General features: G+C 59.4%; 16 protein-coding genes. 5 read left to right on the forward strand and 11 right to left on the reverse strand.

What is annotated here, in order from left to right; genetic code table 11:
• Positions 1-8 precede the first annotated feature (8 nt).
• Together FY152_08875 and FY152_08880 are read right to left on the reverse strand one after the other, a co-directional pair.
• Positions 9-347: a TIGR01244 family phosphatase gene (locus FY152_08875; protein UXS32196.1), complete on the reverse strand. Its 339-nt coding sequence runs from the start codon at positions 345-347 to the stop codon at positions 9-11.
• A 117-nt stretch (positions 348-464) separates the two neighbouring features.
• Positions 465-1,298, reverse strand: a complete 834-nt coding sequence (locus FY152_08880) for an aldose 1-epimerase family protein (protein UXS32197.1) — start codon at positions 1,296-1,298, stop codon at positions 465-467.
• A gap of 156 nt (positions 1,299-1,454) precedes the next feature.
• Between FY152_08880 and FY152_08885 the strand changes: the two genes are divergently transcribed.
• Positions 1,455-2,846 carry a L,D-transpeptidase gene (locus FY152_08885; GenBank protein UXS32198.1) on the forward strand — a complete coding sequence of 464 codons (1,392 nt, stop codon included), beginning with the start codon at positions 1,455-1,457 and terminating at the stop codon, positions 2,844-2,846.
• 67 nt (positions 2,847-2,913) lie between these two features.
• Here the strand turns inward: FY152_08885 and FY152_08890 are convergent, their stop codons facing one another.
• From FY152_08890 to FY152_08930, 9 genes are all read right to left on the reverse strand, one after another.
• Positions 2,914-4,122: an MFS transporter gene (locus FY152_08890; GenBank protein UXS32199.1), complete on the reverse strand. Its 1,209-nt coding sequence runs from the start codon at positions 4,120-4,122 to the stop codon at positions 2,914-2,916.
• A gap of 43 nt (positions 4,123-4,165) precedes the next feature.
• Positions 4,166-4,813, reverse strand: a complete 648-nt coding sequence (locus tag FY152_08895; protein ID UXS32200.1) for a TetR/AcrR family transcriptional regulator — start codon at positions 4,811-4,813, stop codon at positions 4,166-4,168.
• Positions 4,814-4,873: 60 nt separating this feature from the next.
• Positions 4,874-5,590 carry a ParA family protein gene (locus FY152_08900; protein ID UXS32201.1) on the reverse strand — a complete coding sequence of 239 codons (717 nt, stop codon included), beginning with the start codon at positions 5,588-5,590 and terminating at the stop codon, positions 4,874-4,876.
• 167 nt (positions 5,591-5,757) lie between these two features.
• The gene (locus FY152_08905; protein UXS32202.1) at positions 5,758-6,138 is read right to left on the reverse strand and encodes a hypothetical protein; all 381 of its coding nucleotides are present in this window, start codon (positions 6,136-6,138) and stop codon (positions 5,758-5,760) included.
• A 12-nt stretch (positions 6,139-6,150) separates the two neighbouring features.
• A complete protein-coding gene (locus FY152_08910; GenBank protein ID UXS32203.1) occupies positions 6,151-7,296 on the reverse strand; it encodes an iron-containing alcohol dehydrogenase in 1,146 nt (381 codons plus the stop codon).
• Positions 7,293-8,681 (reverse strand): aldehyde dehydrogenase family protein, encoded by a 1,389-nt coding sequence (locus FY152_08915; protein ID UXS32204.1) that lies wholly within the window; start codon positions 8,679-8,681, stop codon positions 7,293-7,295. The genes FY152_08910 and FY152_08915 overlap by 4 nt, the downstream gene beginning before the upstream one ends.
• 18 nt (positions 8,682-8,699) lie before the next feature.
• Complete coding sequence (locus FY152_08920) at positions 8,700-10,067, reverse strand: glutamine synthetase (protein ID UXS32205.1); 1,368 nt, start codon at positions 10,065-10,067, stop codon at positions 8,700-8,702.
• A gap of 66 nt (positions 10,068-10,133) precedes the next feature.
• A complete protein-coding gene (locus FY152_08925; GenBank protein UXS32206.1) occupies positions 10,134-11,648 on the reverse strand; it encodes an amino acid permease in 1,515 nt (504 codons plus the stop codon).
• A gap of 230 nt (positions 11,649-11,878) precedes the next feature.
• Positions 11,879-12,652, reverse strand: a complete 774-nt coding sequence (locus FY152_08930; protein UXS32207.1) for an N-formylglutamate amidohydrolase — start codon at positions 12,650-12,652, stop codon at positions 11,879-11,881.
• A gap of 170 nt (positions 12,653-12,822) precedes the next feature.
• Between FY152_08930 and FY152_08935 the strand changes: the two genes are divergently transcribed.
• From FY152_08935 to FY152_08950, 4 genes are all read left to right on the forward strand, one after another.
• Positions 12,823-13,701: a MurR/RpiR family transcriptional regulator gene (locus FY152_08935; GenBank protein ID UXS32208.1), complete on the forward strand. Its 879-nt coding sequence runs from the start codon at positions 12,823-12,825 to the stop codon at positions 13,699-13,701.
• 290 nt (positions 13,702-13,991) lie between these two features.
• Positions 13,992-15,098: an ABC transporter substrate-binding protein gene (locus FY152_08940; GenBank protein UXS32209.1), complete on the forward strand. Its 1,107-nt coding sequence runs from the start codon at positions 13,992-13,994 to the stop codon at positions 15,096-15,098.
• 101 nt (positions 15,099-15,199) lie between these two features.
• Entirely contained in the window at positions 15,200-16,084 is an 885-nt protein-coding gene (locus FY152_08945) for an ABC transporter permease subunit (GenBank protein UXS32210.1), read from the forward strand.
• Entirely contained in the window at positions 16,081-16,863 is a 783-nt protein-coding gene (locus tag FY152_08950; GenBank protein UXS32211.1) for an ABC transporter permease, read from the forward strand. The genes FY152_08945 and FY152_08950 overlap by 4 nt, the downstream gene beginning before the upstream one ends.
• The last annotated feature ends 1 nt before the right edge of the window (position 16,864 follow it).

Genomic DNA, 16,864 nt, shown 5'->3' on the forward strand with positions numbered 1-16,864 from the left:
GCGGAAAATCAGCCGCGCAGGTGATGGGTCTTTTCGTAGATTGCCGTCGAGCGCGCGCCGGAACGGCAATAGCCGAGCATCGGGCGCTGCAATTCGTCCAGTGCATCCACCATACCGGTAACGGCATCGGCATCGACGCCATAGCGGCCGACCGGCACATGCATGATGGTGAGGCCAAGCTGCTCGGCACGCTCGGCAATATCGGCGAAAAGCGGCTGGCCGTCTTCTTCGCCGTCAGGGCGGTGGCAGACGATCGACTTGAAGCCGAGCGCCTTGATCTCGTCGAGATCGGCGACGCTGATCTGTCCCGTTACCGAATATTCGTCGTCTATGCGCCTGATATCCATGTCATGCCTCCGCTGAAACCGGCGTCCGCGCCGCTGGCTGTCACCCTTGAAATCCGCATCCGATGTAAGCGGTCAAACCCCGTGCGTCAATGATGGCGCCCCGTCATTCGCTACAGTTCAGAGGATGGAAAAGCGCAGGCCGAAGGAACGGCTTTCACCCGGCTGGAGAATATTGAACTCGCCGGAAGCCTCAAGCTCGCTCCGCCCCACCCAGCGATGCGAAACCGGCTCGATGCCGAGCACATTGGCCGGCGCCTGCTGGTTGCGCCACATCTGCAGATAGGGCAGCGTTTCCGTACGAAAACGCACGGTCAGCGTCTTCCCGCCAATGGCCGCAATCGGTCCGAGCGTGAGCGACGCCCACTCGTCATCACCGGCGGGAACGCAGAAAACATTGCCCGGCTCTTCGCCGAAACGCCAGCCGTGGCCGCCGCCTTCCAGCATCGCGCCTTCAAGCCGCACGGCATCGTCGAAGAGGCGCGCGCCGATATTCATGTGATACATCAGAAACACCGGGATCGGCCGCGCCGAGGTGTTGACGATCTTATCATCGAGGCTGACTTCGCCGCTTTCCCCGTCGATACGCCATGTCCGTTCCAGAAGGGCCGTGCCGCCATCTGCAAGCTTCACGGGAACCTCGACGCGCGCCAATGCATTGGACTCATGAACATCGAACGCGATGACCGTCGCGGGATGCGAGGAAAAGGATCCATGCAGCGGATATCGACGCCCCTCACCGTCGCCATCGATCGGTTCGGGATGGCGGATATGATCGGGACCGCAAGTGAACAGAAAGCCTTCCAGCGAGTGGTCGATGCGTGCATCGCCATCATCGGGAATGGCGCGGCCGGGCGCGATGTCGATACCATCGACGACACAGGAGCCGATATCGAAAACGGAGGTTTCATCAAGGAAAATGCGCGGCGATCTGCCAGCCTGAAACGAACGCAAGAAAACCTCCCTGTGGCAGTAAAAACGCATGAATCACGGAAACGCTACTAGTCGTGACGGAAATTAAGATTGCATTAACCGCGAATTCACCTTTTTCACAATAGGGTCAAGATTGCGGTGTGTTTATCGGTGAACGAAGCAAGGGATAGCAGAATCGTGAAACAGTTTCTTAACGCAGCTCTGGGTCTGACAGTCGCGGTAGTGGCGGTTTTCGCCCCGCTACAGGCTGGCGCGCAGCAGCGTTATGGCGATCAGCAGACAATGCTGGTGACCCCTGATGGTCGCGTGCTCGACTTCATGCCCGAACGCGGGGATATCGTCATCAGCCGCGATGCGATGGGACGCACGGTGTTTTACGACCAGTACGGCAATCTCCTGGCCACCGAAATGCCTTCCGGCTATCAGCAACGACAACAGCAGGTGCGCCAGCGCGACACCACCTATTATCCGCCTGCTCCCGGCGGCCAATATCGTGAGCCGCAACGCGACTACGGCTATCAGGACAATGGCAGCGTGCGCGACTACCGCGAATATCGCGGCGATGGTTCCGACGACAATTTCTATACCGGCTCCGTTCCCGCACCCGGTGCAGTGGAAAGCGGCCCGCTCGGCCAGCCGATGCCGGGCGAAAGCACAACGGCCGCCGTTCCCCAGCCCGAGCATCTGATCGAGCGCCACACCCCTGTTACCACGCCGGTCAACCGTTCCCGTCAGGAAATCGTCGCGCTTCAGACCTTCCTCGACCGCGAAGGCATCTCGCCGGGCGTAATCGACGGCAAGATGGGCGACAACGTCAACAAGGCCATTGCCGCCTGGCAGGACATGACCGGCGAAAAGCTTGATCCGAACAATTCCGATGACATTCTGGAACGCCTGCGCTCCTCCGGTGGCATGCCGATCGTCGACTACACCATCACCGCCGCCGATGCCGCCGGCCCCTATGTCGCCTCCATTCCGGACGACTATGCCGAGAAGTCGCAGCTGCCCGCTCTGTCCTTCACCTCCACGTCCGAGGCACTGGCCGAGCGCTTCCATATGGATGAGAACTATCTGAAGGAACTGAACCCCGGCATCGACTTCACGGTGCCCGGCACCATCATCAAGGTGGTCAATCCGGGCGAGACGAAAAAGGGACAGGTGGCCCGCATCGTGGCACATAAGGGCATCAAGCAGGTCTTCGCCTATGGCCAGGACGGCAATCTGATCGCCGCTTATCCCGCCACCATCGGTTCCACGGATACGCCCTCGCCGAGCGGCACGCACACGGTCGAGCGCATCGCGCTCAATCCCGGCTACACCTATAATCCGAAGATCAACTTCAAGCAGGGCCAGAACGACAAGATCCTGCAGATTCCGCCGGGTCCGAATGGTCCCGTCGGCACCGTCTGGATTGCCCTGTCGAAGCCGACCTATGGCATTCACGGTACGCCGGAACCCTCGAAGATCGGCAAGACCAACAGCCACGGCTGTATCCGCCTTACCAACTGGGATGCGACCGAACTGGCGAAAATGGTCCGCCCCGGCGTCGTGGTCGAATTCGCGGAATAGGATCGACCGAAAGAAAAAAGAAAAAGCCCGGCGGTTGGGTCCGCCGGGCTTTTTCTTTGTTGGAATTTCAGCCGCGCTTTTCCGTGAGGAAATATAGAAGGGCGGCCACCGGCAAGGCGAAACCGATCCACGAGGCGGCTTGCCACTCACCCACCGCATAGGCCCAGCCGCCGACGGCAGAGCCGATCGCGCCGCCCATGAAAAACGTCGCCATGTAAACACCGTTCAGGCGGCTGCGGAATTCCGCTCCCAATGTGAAGATGGCGCGCTGGCCGAGCACCAGATTGGTGGTAACGCCGAAATCCAGAACGATCGCCGCGATCACCAGAATTCCAAGGGCAAGATGCGATCCTTCAGGCGCGAGATGCGTGACGGCGAATGACAGCGCCACCGCCACCAATGCCAGGAAAGTCGCCGCATAGGTCCAGCCCCGATCCGCCATTCGCCCCGCAATCGGTGCAGCGACCGTGCCTGCCGCCCCGGCTAACGCAAACAGTGCGATTTCACCCTGGCTGAGATTGAAATGCGGCCCGCTCAGATAAAGCGGCGTCGTGGTCCAGAACAGGCTGAAGGCGGCGAACAGGAAGGCGTGATAGATCGCCCGCCGCCGCAGGATCGGCGTGTGGAGGGCCAGCCTGCCCATGGAGGCCATCAGGGAACCATAACCCAGCCTTGCCTCCGGCATCCTCGGCGGAAGAAGCCGGAAGAGCACAATGGCAAGGATCGCCATGACACCGGCCGATGTGAGGAAAACACCCCGCCAGGAAACGACTTCCGAGAGCAGGCTGGAAACCGGCCTCGCCAGCATGATGCCGGCCATCAGCCCGCTCATTACATTGCCGACCACCCGCCCGCGAATGGCATGCGGCGCCATGTGGGCTGCATAGGGAACAATGACCTGCACCGCCACGGAACTGACGCCGACCAGAAATGCGGCGATCAGAAACGGCGCGGCATGCGGGGCAAATGCCGCCGCCACAAGCGAGAGCACAGCCATGGAGACAGCACTGACAACCAGCTTACGATTTTCCACGAGATCGCCAAGCGGCACCACGAACAGCAGGCCGACACCGTAACCAATCTGCGTCAGGGTCACGATCAGACCGGTCGCGCCGGCAGAAAGGCCGAGCTCCCCGCCGATGATGCCGGCAAGCGGCTGACCATAATAAAGATTGGCCGCAATCAATCCGCAGGCGGTTGCCAGCAAAAAAGTAAGGGCCGGGGAAATGGATGTTTCGTAAACATCCTCCCCATCAACGACACGCGACGTCATCATTTTCTCCAATATGGAAACGAATGTTTCCTAAATAATCACAAAATCATTCGGCGAGCTTCATGGCGATATTCACCACAGCCGTCATTTCTTCCAGGCTCCGCCCGGTCTTTCCCACAACGCGCATGCCGTACATCATGCACAACATGGCTCTGGCAAGATCTTCGGAATCGGTTTTTGACTGCACAGAACCGTCCTTTTGCCCCTCAGCCACAAGCCGGGCGACGATCCGCTCCCTCGCCCTCACCGCCCGATCAACCACGACCGCGATGTCATCGTCCAGAGCAGCCAGATCGGCGGCGGCGCCGACCACAAGACAACCCTCGGAACCTGAGCCGCCATGCGACCGCTCCGCATAGAACATCAGCCCGGCCTTCAGGCGCTCATAACCGGTGTCGTAACCGGCAACGGCAGTTTCGAAGCGTTCAGTCTGTTTGACCCGGTAACGCTCCATTGTGGCGATGAAGACCGCTTTCTTGTCCTTGAATGCCTTGTAAAGACTGCCCTGCGCCAACTCCATCGCATCGGTGAGATCACCGACGGAGGTTGCGTGGTAACCGCGTCTGGAAAAAACCCGGATCGCACCATCAAGCGCGCGGTCGATATCGAACTCGCGCGGCCTGCCGCGATGGCGCTGTTCCTGAGTTTTGGGTCGGGCAATAGTGGTCATGGCGGCAATATAGGAAACGATCATTTCCAAATCAAGCGAAAATAATGCCCGCACCACAGATGGCCCGGGCATCAGGAATGCCGTTCAGGCGGCCTTGTGGGTAAGAAGGCGTGCAGGCTGCGCACCGAGCCTCAACGGTCGCTTCGGCAGAAGGCCGAGCACCTCGCCTGCGAAGGCCTTCGCGTTCTCCACCGCCTTGTCGATATTGCTGACCTTGTCCTTATCGAGACAGAGAAGCGTGCCGCCATAATCGAAAATATCGCGATAGGCCGCTCTCTCGACAATCGGCGTATTGAGCACCGAGACATTCTTTTCCGCCAGCAGCATTTTGACCAGCAGCAGCGAACGCGTCGCCACCATGGCGTTGACCCGTGTCAGCACGATCGAATGGGCAATTGCCTTGCCCATCTTGCGGTTCAGGAATTCGATGTGATCCAGAACCTCGGCAGCGCCGCGCGCATCCATGGCAGAGCCCTGCACCGGGATCAGCACGTGATCGGAAATACCGAGCGCCATGGTCAGCAGCGGGCTTTTCGACCCGGGCAGATCGATGATGAAACAGTCGGTATTGGTTTTATTCTCGCGAATATGGCCTTCAAGCGAAGCCATCGTCACATGCGAAATCACCGAGAGATTTTCGATCTCGCCGGACAGATCGTGCCAGCGGGAAATCCACAATTGCGGATCGGCATCCAGAACCGTCACGCGGTGGCCGCTGCGGGCCAGTTCAGTTGCCAGAAGCAGCACGGCCGTGGTTTTTCCCGCGCCGCCCTTGGTATTTGCGAAAGTGATGACTGACATGATACCCCCTGTTGGTCAGAGCCGTTTCATGCTCATTCACGCACCGAAGCAATTCATGGTGCTTTCCATAATCTTAATGAACAGGGTTAATAAAAGGCTAAGAACGGTTATGCCGCGCAACGAAAAGCCCGCGACCGGGTCGTCGCGGGCTTCTCCAGTTCAGTGGATTACATCAGCTTGCGACAGGAACCCACATCGTCCGCCCGCAACCGGCCGGCTTTAAGATCTTCATATTTGGGCAGATTTAGCGAACCGCCCAGCCTTTTCTCAACGGTATTGCGATCAAGCGAAATCATGCGCCCGGCACTGGTGAAGGATACCATGCCATTCTTTCCGGAATAGGCCATGGTTGCGCGCATCTCGCAAAAATAGCGGTCAGAACCTTTAGACAGGTTCCAGCCTCGAATTCCCGCCTTGTTGCTCGAGAGGGCTCCAGCTTTGTAGCCCTGCCCTGAAAGTTCCTTAAAAGAAGCAGCCTGCGCAACGACGGGCGACCCCAACAACGCCACCGCGATCAGTGACGAAAAAAGTGAGAATCTCGCGGTCACTTTGCCCACCCTTTAAAAGCAATCCTCGAACAGCTTCTTCGTATTTTCCAGCGTCATCGGCACCGGATTACCGCCGCAGCTCGGATCCTTGATCGCCTCCGCCGTAAGCTCGTCGATACGGTCAGGCTTGATCCCCATGGCGGTCAGGTTTTCCGGCACGCCGAGTTCCTTGCGAAGTTCCAGCACGTAATCATAAAAACCGTCGAAACCGCCGGAGATACCGAGATAGGCGGCCGCACGGGCAATCTTGTCCTCGATGGCGGGGCGATTGAAGCGCAGCACCGCCGGCATGACGACGGCATTGGTCATGCCGTGATGGGTGTTGTAGACCGCCCCGATCGGATGCGACAGCGAGTGAATGGCGCCGAGACCCTTCTGGAAGGCAACCGCCCCCATCGCTGCCGCTGCCATCATATTGGTGCGCGCTTCGATATCCGTGCCATCCTTATAGGCGCGCGGCAGGAATTCCTTGACGAGACGCAGGCCCTCCAGCGCCACGCCGGCACTCATCGGATGGAAGAACGGCGACGAATAGGCCTCAAGGCAATGGGCGAAGGCATCCATGCCCGTGCCCGCCGTGATCACCTTCGGCATGCCGACCGTCAGCTCGGGATCGCAGATGACGACGCCGGGCAAGAGCTTCGGATGGAAGATGATTTTCTTCACATGGGTCTGCGAATTGGTGATGACGCTGGCGCGACCGACTTCGGAGCCGGTACCGGCCGTCGTCGGCACGGCGACGATCGGCGCGATCTTCGAGGCATCCGCCCGTGTCCACCAGTCGCCGATATCCTCGAAATCCCAGACCGGACGCGTCTGCCCGGCCATGAAGGCGATGGTCTTGCCGAGATCGAGGCCCGAACCGCCGCCGAAAGCGACAACGCCGTCATGGCCGCCATCGCGATAGGCTTTCACGCCGGCTTCCATGTTGATTTCGTTGGGGTTCGGATCGACCTCGGCGAAGATCGCCCGGCCGAGACCCGCCTCTTCCAGCACATCAAGCGCATGCGCGGTGATCGCCATATTGGCAAGGCCGCGATCCGTCACGAGCAGCGGCTTCCTGATGCCGAGCGTCTTGCAGGCTTCCGCCAGTTCCTTGATCCGGCCACGGCCAAGCTTGACGGCGGTGGGATAGCTCCAGTTGGCGACGATATTCATTTCGTGACTTTCTTCAGATGGTAGGATTTCGGGCGGGTCAGGTTCTGGAAACCGAGGACGGAGAGCGAGCCGCCACGACCGGTTTCCTTCACGCCGGTCCAGCAAAGCGCCGGATCGAGATAATCGGCGCGGTTCATGAACACGGTTCCGGTTTCGATTTCGCGGCCAATACGCCCTGCACGGGCGGCATCCTGCGTCCACAGCGAGGCGGTGAGGCCGTATTTGCTGTCATTCATCAGCGCAATGGCTTCATCGTCGTTCTTGACCTTCATGATGCCGATGGCGGGACCGAAAGTCTCTTCGGTCATGAATTCCATGGAATGATCGACATTGACGAGGATCTGCGGTGCGACATAAGCACTCTCGCCATCATCGGCCGGGAAAAGCTTCTGATCGACCAGCGCCTTGGCGCCCTTGGCAACGGCGTCGGCAATCTGCGCCCGCACCACCTTGGCAAACCGCTTGTTAGCCATCGGCCCGAGCGTGGTTTCCTGCTCGAGCGGATTGCCGAGCTTGTAGTTCGAAACCCACGCCACGGACTTCTCGACGAATTCGTCATAGAGGTTTTCATTGACGTAGATGCGCTCGATACCACAGCAGCATTGCCCGGAATTATAGGTGCCGCCATCCATCAGCGTATCGACGGCGGCGTCGAGATCGGCATCCTCCATCACGTAACCTGGGTCCTTACCGCCGAGTTCAAGCCCGAGGCCGGTGAAGGTGCCGGCCGCGGCGCGCTCTATGGCACGGCCGCCTTCGACAGAGCCAGTGAAGTTGACGAAGTTGAAGAGGCCTTCGGAAATCAGTGCCGACGTCGTGCCATGGTCGAGGAAGACATTGATGAAAACGTCTTCAGGCACACCGGCCTCAACGAAAGCCCGCACCATCCGCTCGCCCACCAGCAGCGTCTGCGCCGCATGTTTGATGACGACTGTATTGCCCGCCATCAGAGCAGGCGCGACGGTGTTGATCGCCGTCATGTAAGGATAGTTCCACGGCGCAATGACGAAGACCACACCATGCGCCTCGCGCTCGATGCGGCGTTCGAAATTGCCGCTTTCCTCGATGACGAGCGGCGCCAGCGCATCGGCGGCGATGGAGGCGACGTAGTTGGAGCGTTCGTTGAATCCCTTGAACTCGCCGCCATAACGCACCGGACGGCCCATCATATGCGCCAGTTCCGGCACCACCTCCGCCACCATTTCATTGAGGCGGGCGACACCCTTCAGGACCAGCTGAACGCGATCCTCAAGCGGACGCCGCGCCCAGTCCTTTTGCGCCTTGCGCGCTTTCGAAACGGCAGCCCTCGCCGCCTCCAGCGACATCGCCTCCCGCTCGGCATAAACCGAGCCATCGATGGGCGAGATATTCTGGATCATGGTCATGATGTTTTCCCGTAATGATTAGGCCCGTTCGAAACCGCGCGCCACTTCCCAGTCGGTCACGCGGCGGTCGTATTCTTCCTGCTCCCACCGTCCGGCATGGACGTAATGATCGATCACATCGTCGCCAAAGGCGTTGCGCAGCATTTTCGATCCGTCCAGAAAGGCAGTGGCGTCACGCAACGTCTTGGGTATCTCGCGCACGTCCTTGCCGCCATAGGCATCGCCGACAAAAGCGGGCTCAAGTTCGAGTTTATTTTCGATGCCGTCAATGCCTGCCGCAAGCAAAGCCGCCATGGCGAGATAGGGATTGAGATCGGAGCCGCCGACGCGGCATTCGATGCGGATACCCTTGGTGCCTTCGCCGCAGAGACGGTATCCGGCCGTGCGGTTGTCGAGGCTCCAGATCGCCTTGGTGGGCGCAAAGGTGCCGGCCATGAACCGCTTGTAGGAATTGATATAGGGCGCGAGGAAATAGGTGATCTCGCTGGCATGCGCGAGAAGCCCGGCAACATAGTGCCGCATCAGTTCCGACATGCCGTGCTTGGCGTCCTTGTCGAGGAAAGCAGGCGTCTTGCCATCGGCGCTCCACAGCGACTGGTGAATATGCGAGGAACTGCCGGCGGCGTTGTAATTCCACTTGGCGAGAAAGGTTACAGCCTTGCCCTTGGACCAGGCGATCTCCTTGGTCGCGTTCTTGATGATGGCGTGCCGGTCGGCCATGGTCAGCGCATCGGCATAACGCACGTTGATTTCCGCCTGACCTGCGGACGCTTCGCCCTTGGAATTCTCTACCGGAATGCCGGCACCCTGCAGGCCCTTGCGCAGCGCCCGCATGACATCCTCTTCCTTGGTCGTCTGGAAGATATGGTAATCCTCATTATAACCGCTGGCGAGGTTCAACCCCTTGTAACCGTTGGCGCGTGCCGCATCGAAAGTCTGGTCGAACAGGAAGAATTCCAGTTCGGTCGCCATATAGGCCTTCAGCCCCATGGCCTCCAGCCGCGCCACCTGTTTTTTCAACAGTGCGCGCGGCGAATGCGGCACTTCTTCATGGGTGTGATGATCGAGCACATCGCACAACACCAGCGCGGTGCCTTCCAGCCACGGCACGCGCCGCAGCGTCGAAAGATCGGGCTTCAGCACATAGTCACCATAGCCTTTTTCCCAACTGGAGGATTTATAGCCGGGAACGGTCTCCATCTCCATGTCGGTGGCAAGCACGTAATTGCAGCTATGGGTTTCCTCAAAGGCGCTTTCAACGAAGAATTCCGCCTGGAACCGTTTGCCCATCAGACGCCCCTGCATGTCGACAAGGCAGGCCAGAACCGTGTCGATGCGCCCCTCGGCGACATCCATTTTAAGCGCGTCGAATGTGTAGCTCGTCATTTTGTCCGTTCCCTCTTATTGTGGCGACCGGGCGGCCGGGATGCGGCCACCCGTTTCGTTTGAGCATCAGGCCTTTGCAGCCGCTGCGGCAACCGCAGCCTGCTTGTGCTCCAGCGCGAATTCCTCTTCCGGCGACAGGATGAGGCGGTGGCGTCCGACAAAGGCGAAATAGGCGATCGCCACGGCGAACCAGACCGCCACCCAGAGCACGCCCTTGGTGAAGTTCGGATCCTGGATCTGGTAAAGCAGCGTGACGATGGCGATGATGACCGTCAGCACCGCGCCCGGAATGCCGAAGGGCGAGCGGAACGGCCGCTCGATATGCGGCAGGTTCTTCCGCAGCAGGATGAAAGAAATCGCCTGCATGATGTAGGAGAACATGGCGCCGAACACGGCCATGTTCAAAAGCACGCTGCCGATGATGCTGCCGCCCTCTTCCGCACCCAGCGAGAACCAGATGACCAGCATGACCGCGAGACCGACAATCGCGCCGGTGATATTGGCAACGTATGGCGTGCGGTATTTGGAATGGGTGATCGACAGCACTGTCGGGAAGTAACCCGCACGCGACAGCGAATAGATCTGCCGGCCCTGCGCATAGAGGATCGTGTGGAAGCTGGCAATCAGGCCGGTCAAGGCAACGAGACCGAGTACCACCACGCCGCCATCGCCATAGATCGCCTTGAAGCCATCAAGCAGCGGCTCGAGCGAGGAGCTGAGATGGAAGGCGCCGACGCCCGGCAGGGACGGGTTGAGCAATACGATCATGAAGGCCGAAACCATCAGCGTCACCATGCCGAGAATGATGCCCTTCGGCATGTCACGTTTCGGATCGACCGATTCTTCCGCCGCCAGCGGCAGCTGCTCGATGGCCAGGAACAGCCAGACCGCAAAGGGCAGCGTGGCGAGAACGCCCGAGAACCCGAAGGGGAAGAAGGAACCGCCGCCTTCCGGCAGCTCCACCGCCTTGCCGTCAGGGCCGACACCGATATTGAGCGCAAAACGCGAAAAATCGATGTTTGGAATGGCGCTGATCCAGAAGAACACCAGAACCGTGAGCGAAATCAGCGTGATGACCAGCGTGACCTTGAAGGAAAGCTCAAGCCCGAAGACGTTAAGCGCAAGGAAAATTGCATAAAAGACTATCCACACGAAAGGTGAATAGGCGGGATCGAGCCCGAGAATGGAGTTCACATAGGCGGTGATGAAGGTGACGACGACCGCCGGCGTCAGCACATATTCGACATTCTCGCAAAGCCCGGTGATGAAGCCGCCCCAGGGGCCCATGGCCGTGCGGGCGAAGGAATAGGCCGCGCCGGTATGCGGCAATGCCGGGCTCATTTCCGCGATCGAAAATGTCAGCCCGAGATACATGATGGCGATGATGATGCCCGCCACCAGCATGCCGCCCCAGCCGCCAGTGGAAAAGCCGAAATTCCATCCGGAAAAATGCCCGGAAATAACCGCGCCGACGCCGAGCGACCAGAGCGACCACACGCCCGCATAACGGGAAAGTCCGCGTTTTTCGAAATAGGATGCATCAGCCTTCTTGTAGCTGACGCCTGATGATGAACTGTCCATGCCCTTCTCTCCTGAATAAGAAAAAAACAAGCCAGTCAGCCATTATTGGCCGATTGTGCCCCAGTTTCCGGCATCGCAAGGAAGGTTTCCCGCGCCATGCCGCACGCATTTGCTGTTCCCTTGCCGCTTCGTGTCTTTCCGGCTTCCGCGGCCGGTTTTTTATAAAATGGCTGCAGTCTCGTTTAGACGGCCGGCCCCGGTGTTTTCACCGTCGGCCGGCCCTTGCTCCCTCACTCATCGATTGATGAGAGCGCCTTCCCCATAAGCTCGTATAGAAAGCCGGCAATTTCCGCCTGGCCTCCTTCATTGGCGATCAGATCGTTGCGGATCTCGATCATCACATTCAAAAGTCCGTCCGGCAGCGCATGTAGCCTGAGTGTATGCGTCACCCCGTCTTCCGGACCGTAAGGATCGTTGCGTTTCACCGCGAGCGACGACCCTTGCGCACCCGCCAGCATCGCATCAGCCAATCGGCTGTCGGTATCGTGGAGGATGCCGATTTCAACCGCGCGGAACTGACCGTGATAGACCGGCGTGAAACTGTGAATGGTCACCACCACCACCTTGCGTCCAGCGGCCTGCCGCTCGGCGATGATCTCGCTGACACGGTCGTGAAACGGCACGTAAAGTGCGGAGGTGCGGGCAAACCGCTCCGCCTCACTCAGATCGAAATTGCCGGGAATGTCGTAAATCTCGCTCTTCACCGGCATGGCGGACGGCGATTCGGGCGGGCGGTTGCAATCATAGACGAGCCGCGAGAACCGCTGATGGATGAGCGTGGCGTCGAAGCTTTCAGAAAGCAGCTTGGCAACGGCCAGCGCACCCGGATCCCAAGCCGCATGGCTCGAAAGAACCTCTTGCGAAAGACCGAGCGTGCCGAATTTTTCCGGGATGGTGGCGGAAGCGTGCTCGCAGACAAGAAGGACGTCGCCCTTCGCCGCAGCGTTCTCGACGCCAACGGCCTGCCCTTCCGCTTCCGTGAAAAACCGTGAACGTACCGTCATGTCCGCCCCGAAACCCGCTATCCCCACCAATGACGAAAAGAATTCTTCACATTATCACCCGTGTCAAATGGAATTTTGAAATTTTCTCTTCATTTTCCCATTGACTCGATAGCTGGCGCAGATGTTTATTTTAGCCGCTACACCGGCAAAAAGACCGGAAGGGGAAAAATTTGCGCAGCACGACGGCGACCGTGTCGGATGTCATCCATGCCCATTACGGCGCGCTGACCCGTTCGGAAAAACGGCTGGCGGAGAGCCTGCTTGGCAACTACCCCGTCTCGGGTCTCGGCAGCATTACCACTATCGCCGAAAATGCCGGCGTTTCAACGCCAACCGTGGCGCGCATGGTGCAGAAGCTCGGCTATAAGGGCTACCCGGAATTTCAGGCGCATCTGCATCAGGAGCTTGAGGCGACGATCTCCGGCCCGATTGCGAAACATGACCGCTGGGCCACCAATGCGCCCGGCCTCCACATTCTCAACCGCTTCGCGGACGCCATCACCGGCAATCTGCGCGACACGCTGAGCGATCTCGACACCGCCGTCTTCGACAATGCGGCAACGCTGCTCTCGGACCGCAAGCGCAGCATCTATTTCGTCGGCGGGCGCATCACCGGCGCCATTGCCGAATATTTCTTCACCCATATGCAGGTGATCCGGCCGAAAACGACGTTGATGTCATCCAATTCCAGCGCCTGGCCGCAATATATGCTGAATATGAGCGCCGGCGACGTGCTTGTCATCTTCGATATCCGCCGCTACGAGCACGACATGACGACGCTTGCCGAAGTGGCGAAAGCAAACGGCGTGCAGATCATCCTCTTCACCGACCAATGGACGTCGCCGGTGGCGCGTCACGCGCTGCACACCTTCCGTGTGAAGATCGAAGCACCCTCGGCGTGGGATTCCTCTGTTGTCACATTGTTTGTCGTCGAAGCGCTGATCGAAGCGGTGCAGAGCGGCACCTGGGATGAAACGAAGCAGCGCATGAATGCGCTGGAGGGCCTGTTCGAGCAGACGCGCCTCTTCCGCAGGCCGGACAGGACTTGAAAACTATATAGCCGGCATCTTGCTTGACGCGGATGCCGCACGCTGATTGGATACCTGTAATCGCTACCAGCACGATAAAACAGGATAAAGACCAAGCTGGGGAACATATCTGGCCAACACGAACGATGATGGGATTCTTCCGCAATTGCAGGCACAAAGCCTGACGATGGCGGAAAATGGGCGTAAAGTGGCGGAATCCGGATAAATAAATTGCTATCCAACCGTCACATTAGCTTCATCTGGAATCCGTATCAGCGTCTGTAATATGAGAACACGAAGAGGAGAAAAAAGTGATCTCTCACTGCCGCCGACTGCTTGCTACGACCACTGCACTGGTCATCGCCTCCACCGCGATCGCCGCTGCTGAACCGAGCGCCGAACTGATCGCTGCCGCCAAGAAGGAAGGCATGCTGACAACCATCGCGCTGCCGCACGACTGGTGCGGTTACGGTGACGTCATCGCCGCCTTCAAGGCGAAGTATCCGGAAATCACCGTCAACGAACTGAACCCCGACGCCGGCTCCGCCGACGAAGTGGAAGCTGTGAAGGCCAACAAGGACAACAAGGGCCCGCAGGCTCCTGACGTTGTCGACGTCGGTCTCGCCTTCGGTCCGCAGATGAAGGCCGAAGGCCTGCTGCAGCCCTACAAGGTCTCCACCTGGTCCGAAATTCCTGACAACGTCAAGGATGCCGACGGTTACTGGTACGGCGACTATTACGGCGTCATGTCGATGTTCGTGAACAAGGACCTCGTCAAGAACACGCCGAAGGACTGGGCCGACCTGCTGAAGCCGGAATATTCCGGTCAGGTAGCGCTCGCCGGTGACCCGCGCGCTTCCAACCAGGCTATCCTCGGCGTTCTCGCCGCCGGTCTTGCCACGGGCGCGAAGTCCGGCAAGGAAGCCGGTGAAGCTGGCCTGAAATATTTTGCCGATCTCAACAAGGCTGGCAACTTCCTGCCGGTCATCGGCAAGGCTGGCACGCTGGCGCAGGGCGCGACCCCAATCATCGTTGCCTGGGACTATAACGCGCTGTCCTGGAAGAAGACGCTGAACGACAACCCGCCGACAGAAGTTGTCGTTCCTGAGAAGGGCGTTCTGGCCGGCGTTTATGTTCAGGGCATCTCTGCTTACGCCCCGCATCCGAACGCTGCCAAGCTCTGGATGGAACACCTCTATTCCGACGACGGTCAGCTTGGCTGGCTGAAGGGCTATTGCCACCCGATCCGCTTCAACGCCATGGTCAAGGCCGGCAAGGTTCCGCAGGAACTGATCGACAGCCTGCCGCCGGCAGCAGCCTATGAAAAGGCGATCTTCCCGACGCTCGAGGAAGTCGATGCCAACAAGGCTGCCGTTACCGGCGGCTGGGACAGCGTCGTCGGCGCAAACGTGAAGTAAACTGTTGAAAACGCACCCCGGCCGGTCAAAAGCCGGGGTGCTTCTTTTATGATCTAGACCTTTATATACAGACCGTTTGAAAACGGCGTTTGGGGACAAGGATGCCATCAACCAACACCGGCGGACCATCCGACGCGGGCAGGAAACTGCCGCTGCACTGGATTGGCGTCGTACCTTTTGCCGTTTTTGTTCTGCTGTTTCTGATTATGCCGACGATGAAGATCGTCATCGGTGCATTTCAGCGTACCGATGGCAGCTTCACGCTGGAAAACATTGCCGGACTTTTCACCTCTTCCATTCTCGCGGCCTACTGGATTTCGATCAAGATCAGCCTCGCCTCGGCGGCTCTCGGCTGCCTGATCGGCTTTGCCGTCGCCGCCGCCGTGGTGCTGGGCGGATTGCCGCAGCGCATTCGCGGACCGCTTCTGACCTTTTCGGGCGTCGCCTCGCAATTCGCCGGCGTGCCGCTCGCCTTCGCCTTCATCGCGACGCTCGGCCCGGTCGGCCTGCTCACCGTGTTTCTGAAGACGCAGATCGGCATCGATCTCCGGCTGCTCGGCTTCAACATCCTGTCCTTCTGGGGCCTGACCGTCACCTATCTGTTCTTCCAGATACCGTTGATGATCCTCATCATCACGCCGGCGCTGGACGGGCTGAAGCGCGAATGGCGCGAGGCGGCGGAAATTCTCGGCGCGACCGGCCTGCAATATTGGCGCATGGTGGCCTTCCCGATCCTGCTGCCGTCGCTGCTCGGCACCATGTCGCTGCTGTTCGCCAATGCCTTCGGCGCGGTGGCCACCGCAATCGCGCTCACCGGTTCCTCGCTCAACATCGTGCCTATCCTGCTCTTCGCGCAGATCCGTGGTGACGTCCTCGGCAATCCGCATCTCGGTTACGCGCTCGCCTTCGGCATGATCGTCGTCACCGGCATTGCCAATGCGCTTTATATCTGGCTGCGCGCCCGCAGCGAAAGGTGGCTGAAATGAAGCGTTTCTTCGCCTGGGGCGCGCTGGTCTTCGGCCTTCTTTATTTCGCCCTGCCGCTGATCGGCATGACCAACTTCTCACTGAAAATGCGGCGCGGTGAATATTCCTTCGACGCCTATGGCAAGGTGCTCACCGACCCGCGTTTTCAGGAAACCTTCAGCTATTCGGTGGTGATGGCGCTGTTCACCATCGTCTTCGGGGTTTTGCTGGTGGTGCCCACCGCCTATTGGGTGCGCCTGAAACTGCCGCATTTGCGCCCCTATATCGAGTTCATCACCCTCTTGCCGCTGGTCATCCCGGCCATCGTCATCGTTTTCGGTTACATCAGGCTTTACAACACCTCCAGCTGGCTGCCGCTGACCGGCACGACCTTCGGCACCAACCTGCTTCTGATGTTCGGTTACGCCACGCTCGCCTTGCCCTATATGTATCGCGCGGTCGATACCGGCCTCCGAACCATCGATGTCGCAACACTGACAGAGGCGGCGCAGAGCCTCGGCGCGGGCTGGACCACCATCCTGTCGCGCATCATCCTGCCCAATGTTCTGGTCGCCGTGCTGTCTGGCGCGTTTTTGACCTTCGCCATCGTCATCGGTGAATTCACCATGGCAGCCCTTTTGAACCGCCCGGCCTTCGGCCCCTACATGCAGCTGCTCGGTGCCAACCGCGCCTATGAACCGGCCGCACTTGCCGTGATTTCCTTCGGCATCACCTGGGGTTGCCTGGGTCTGATCCAACTCGTTTCACGCTACCAGAAGGGCGCGCCTCCCAAGGCCTGAG

It is taken from the genome of Agrobacterium tumefaciens (genome assembly GCA_025560025.1).
GTDB lineage: Bacteria > Pseudomonadota > Alphaproteobacteria > Rhizobiales > Rhizobiaceae > Agrobacterium.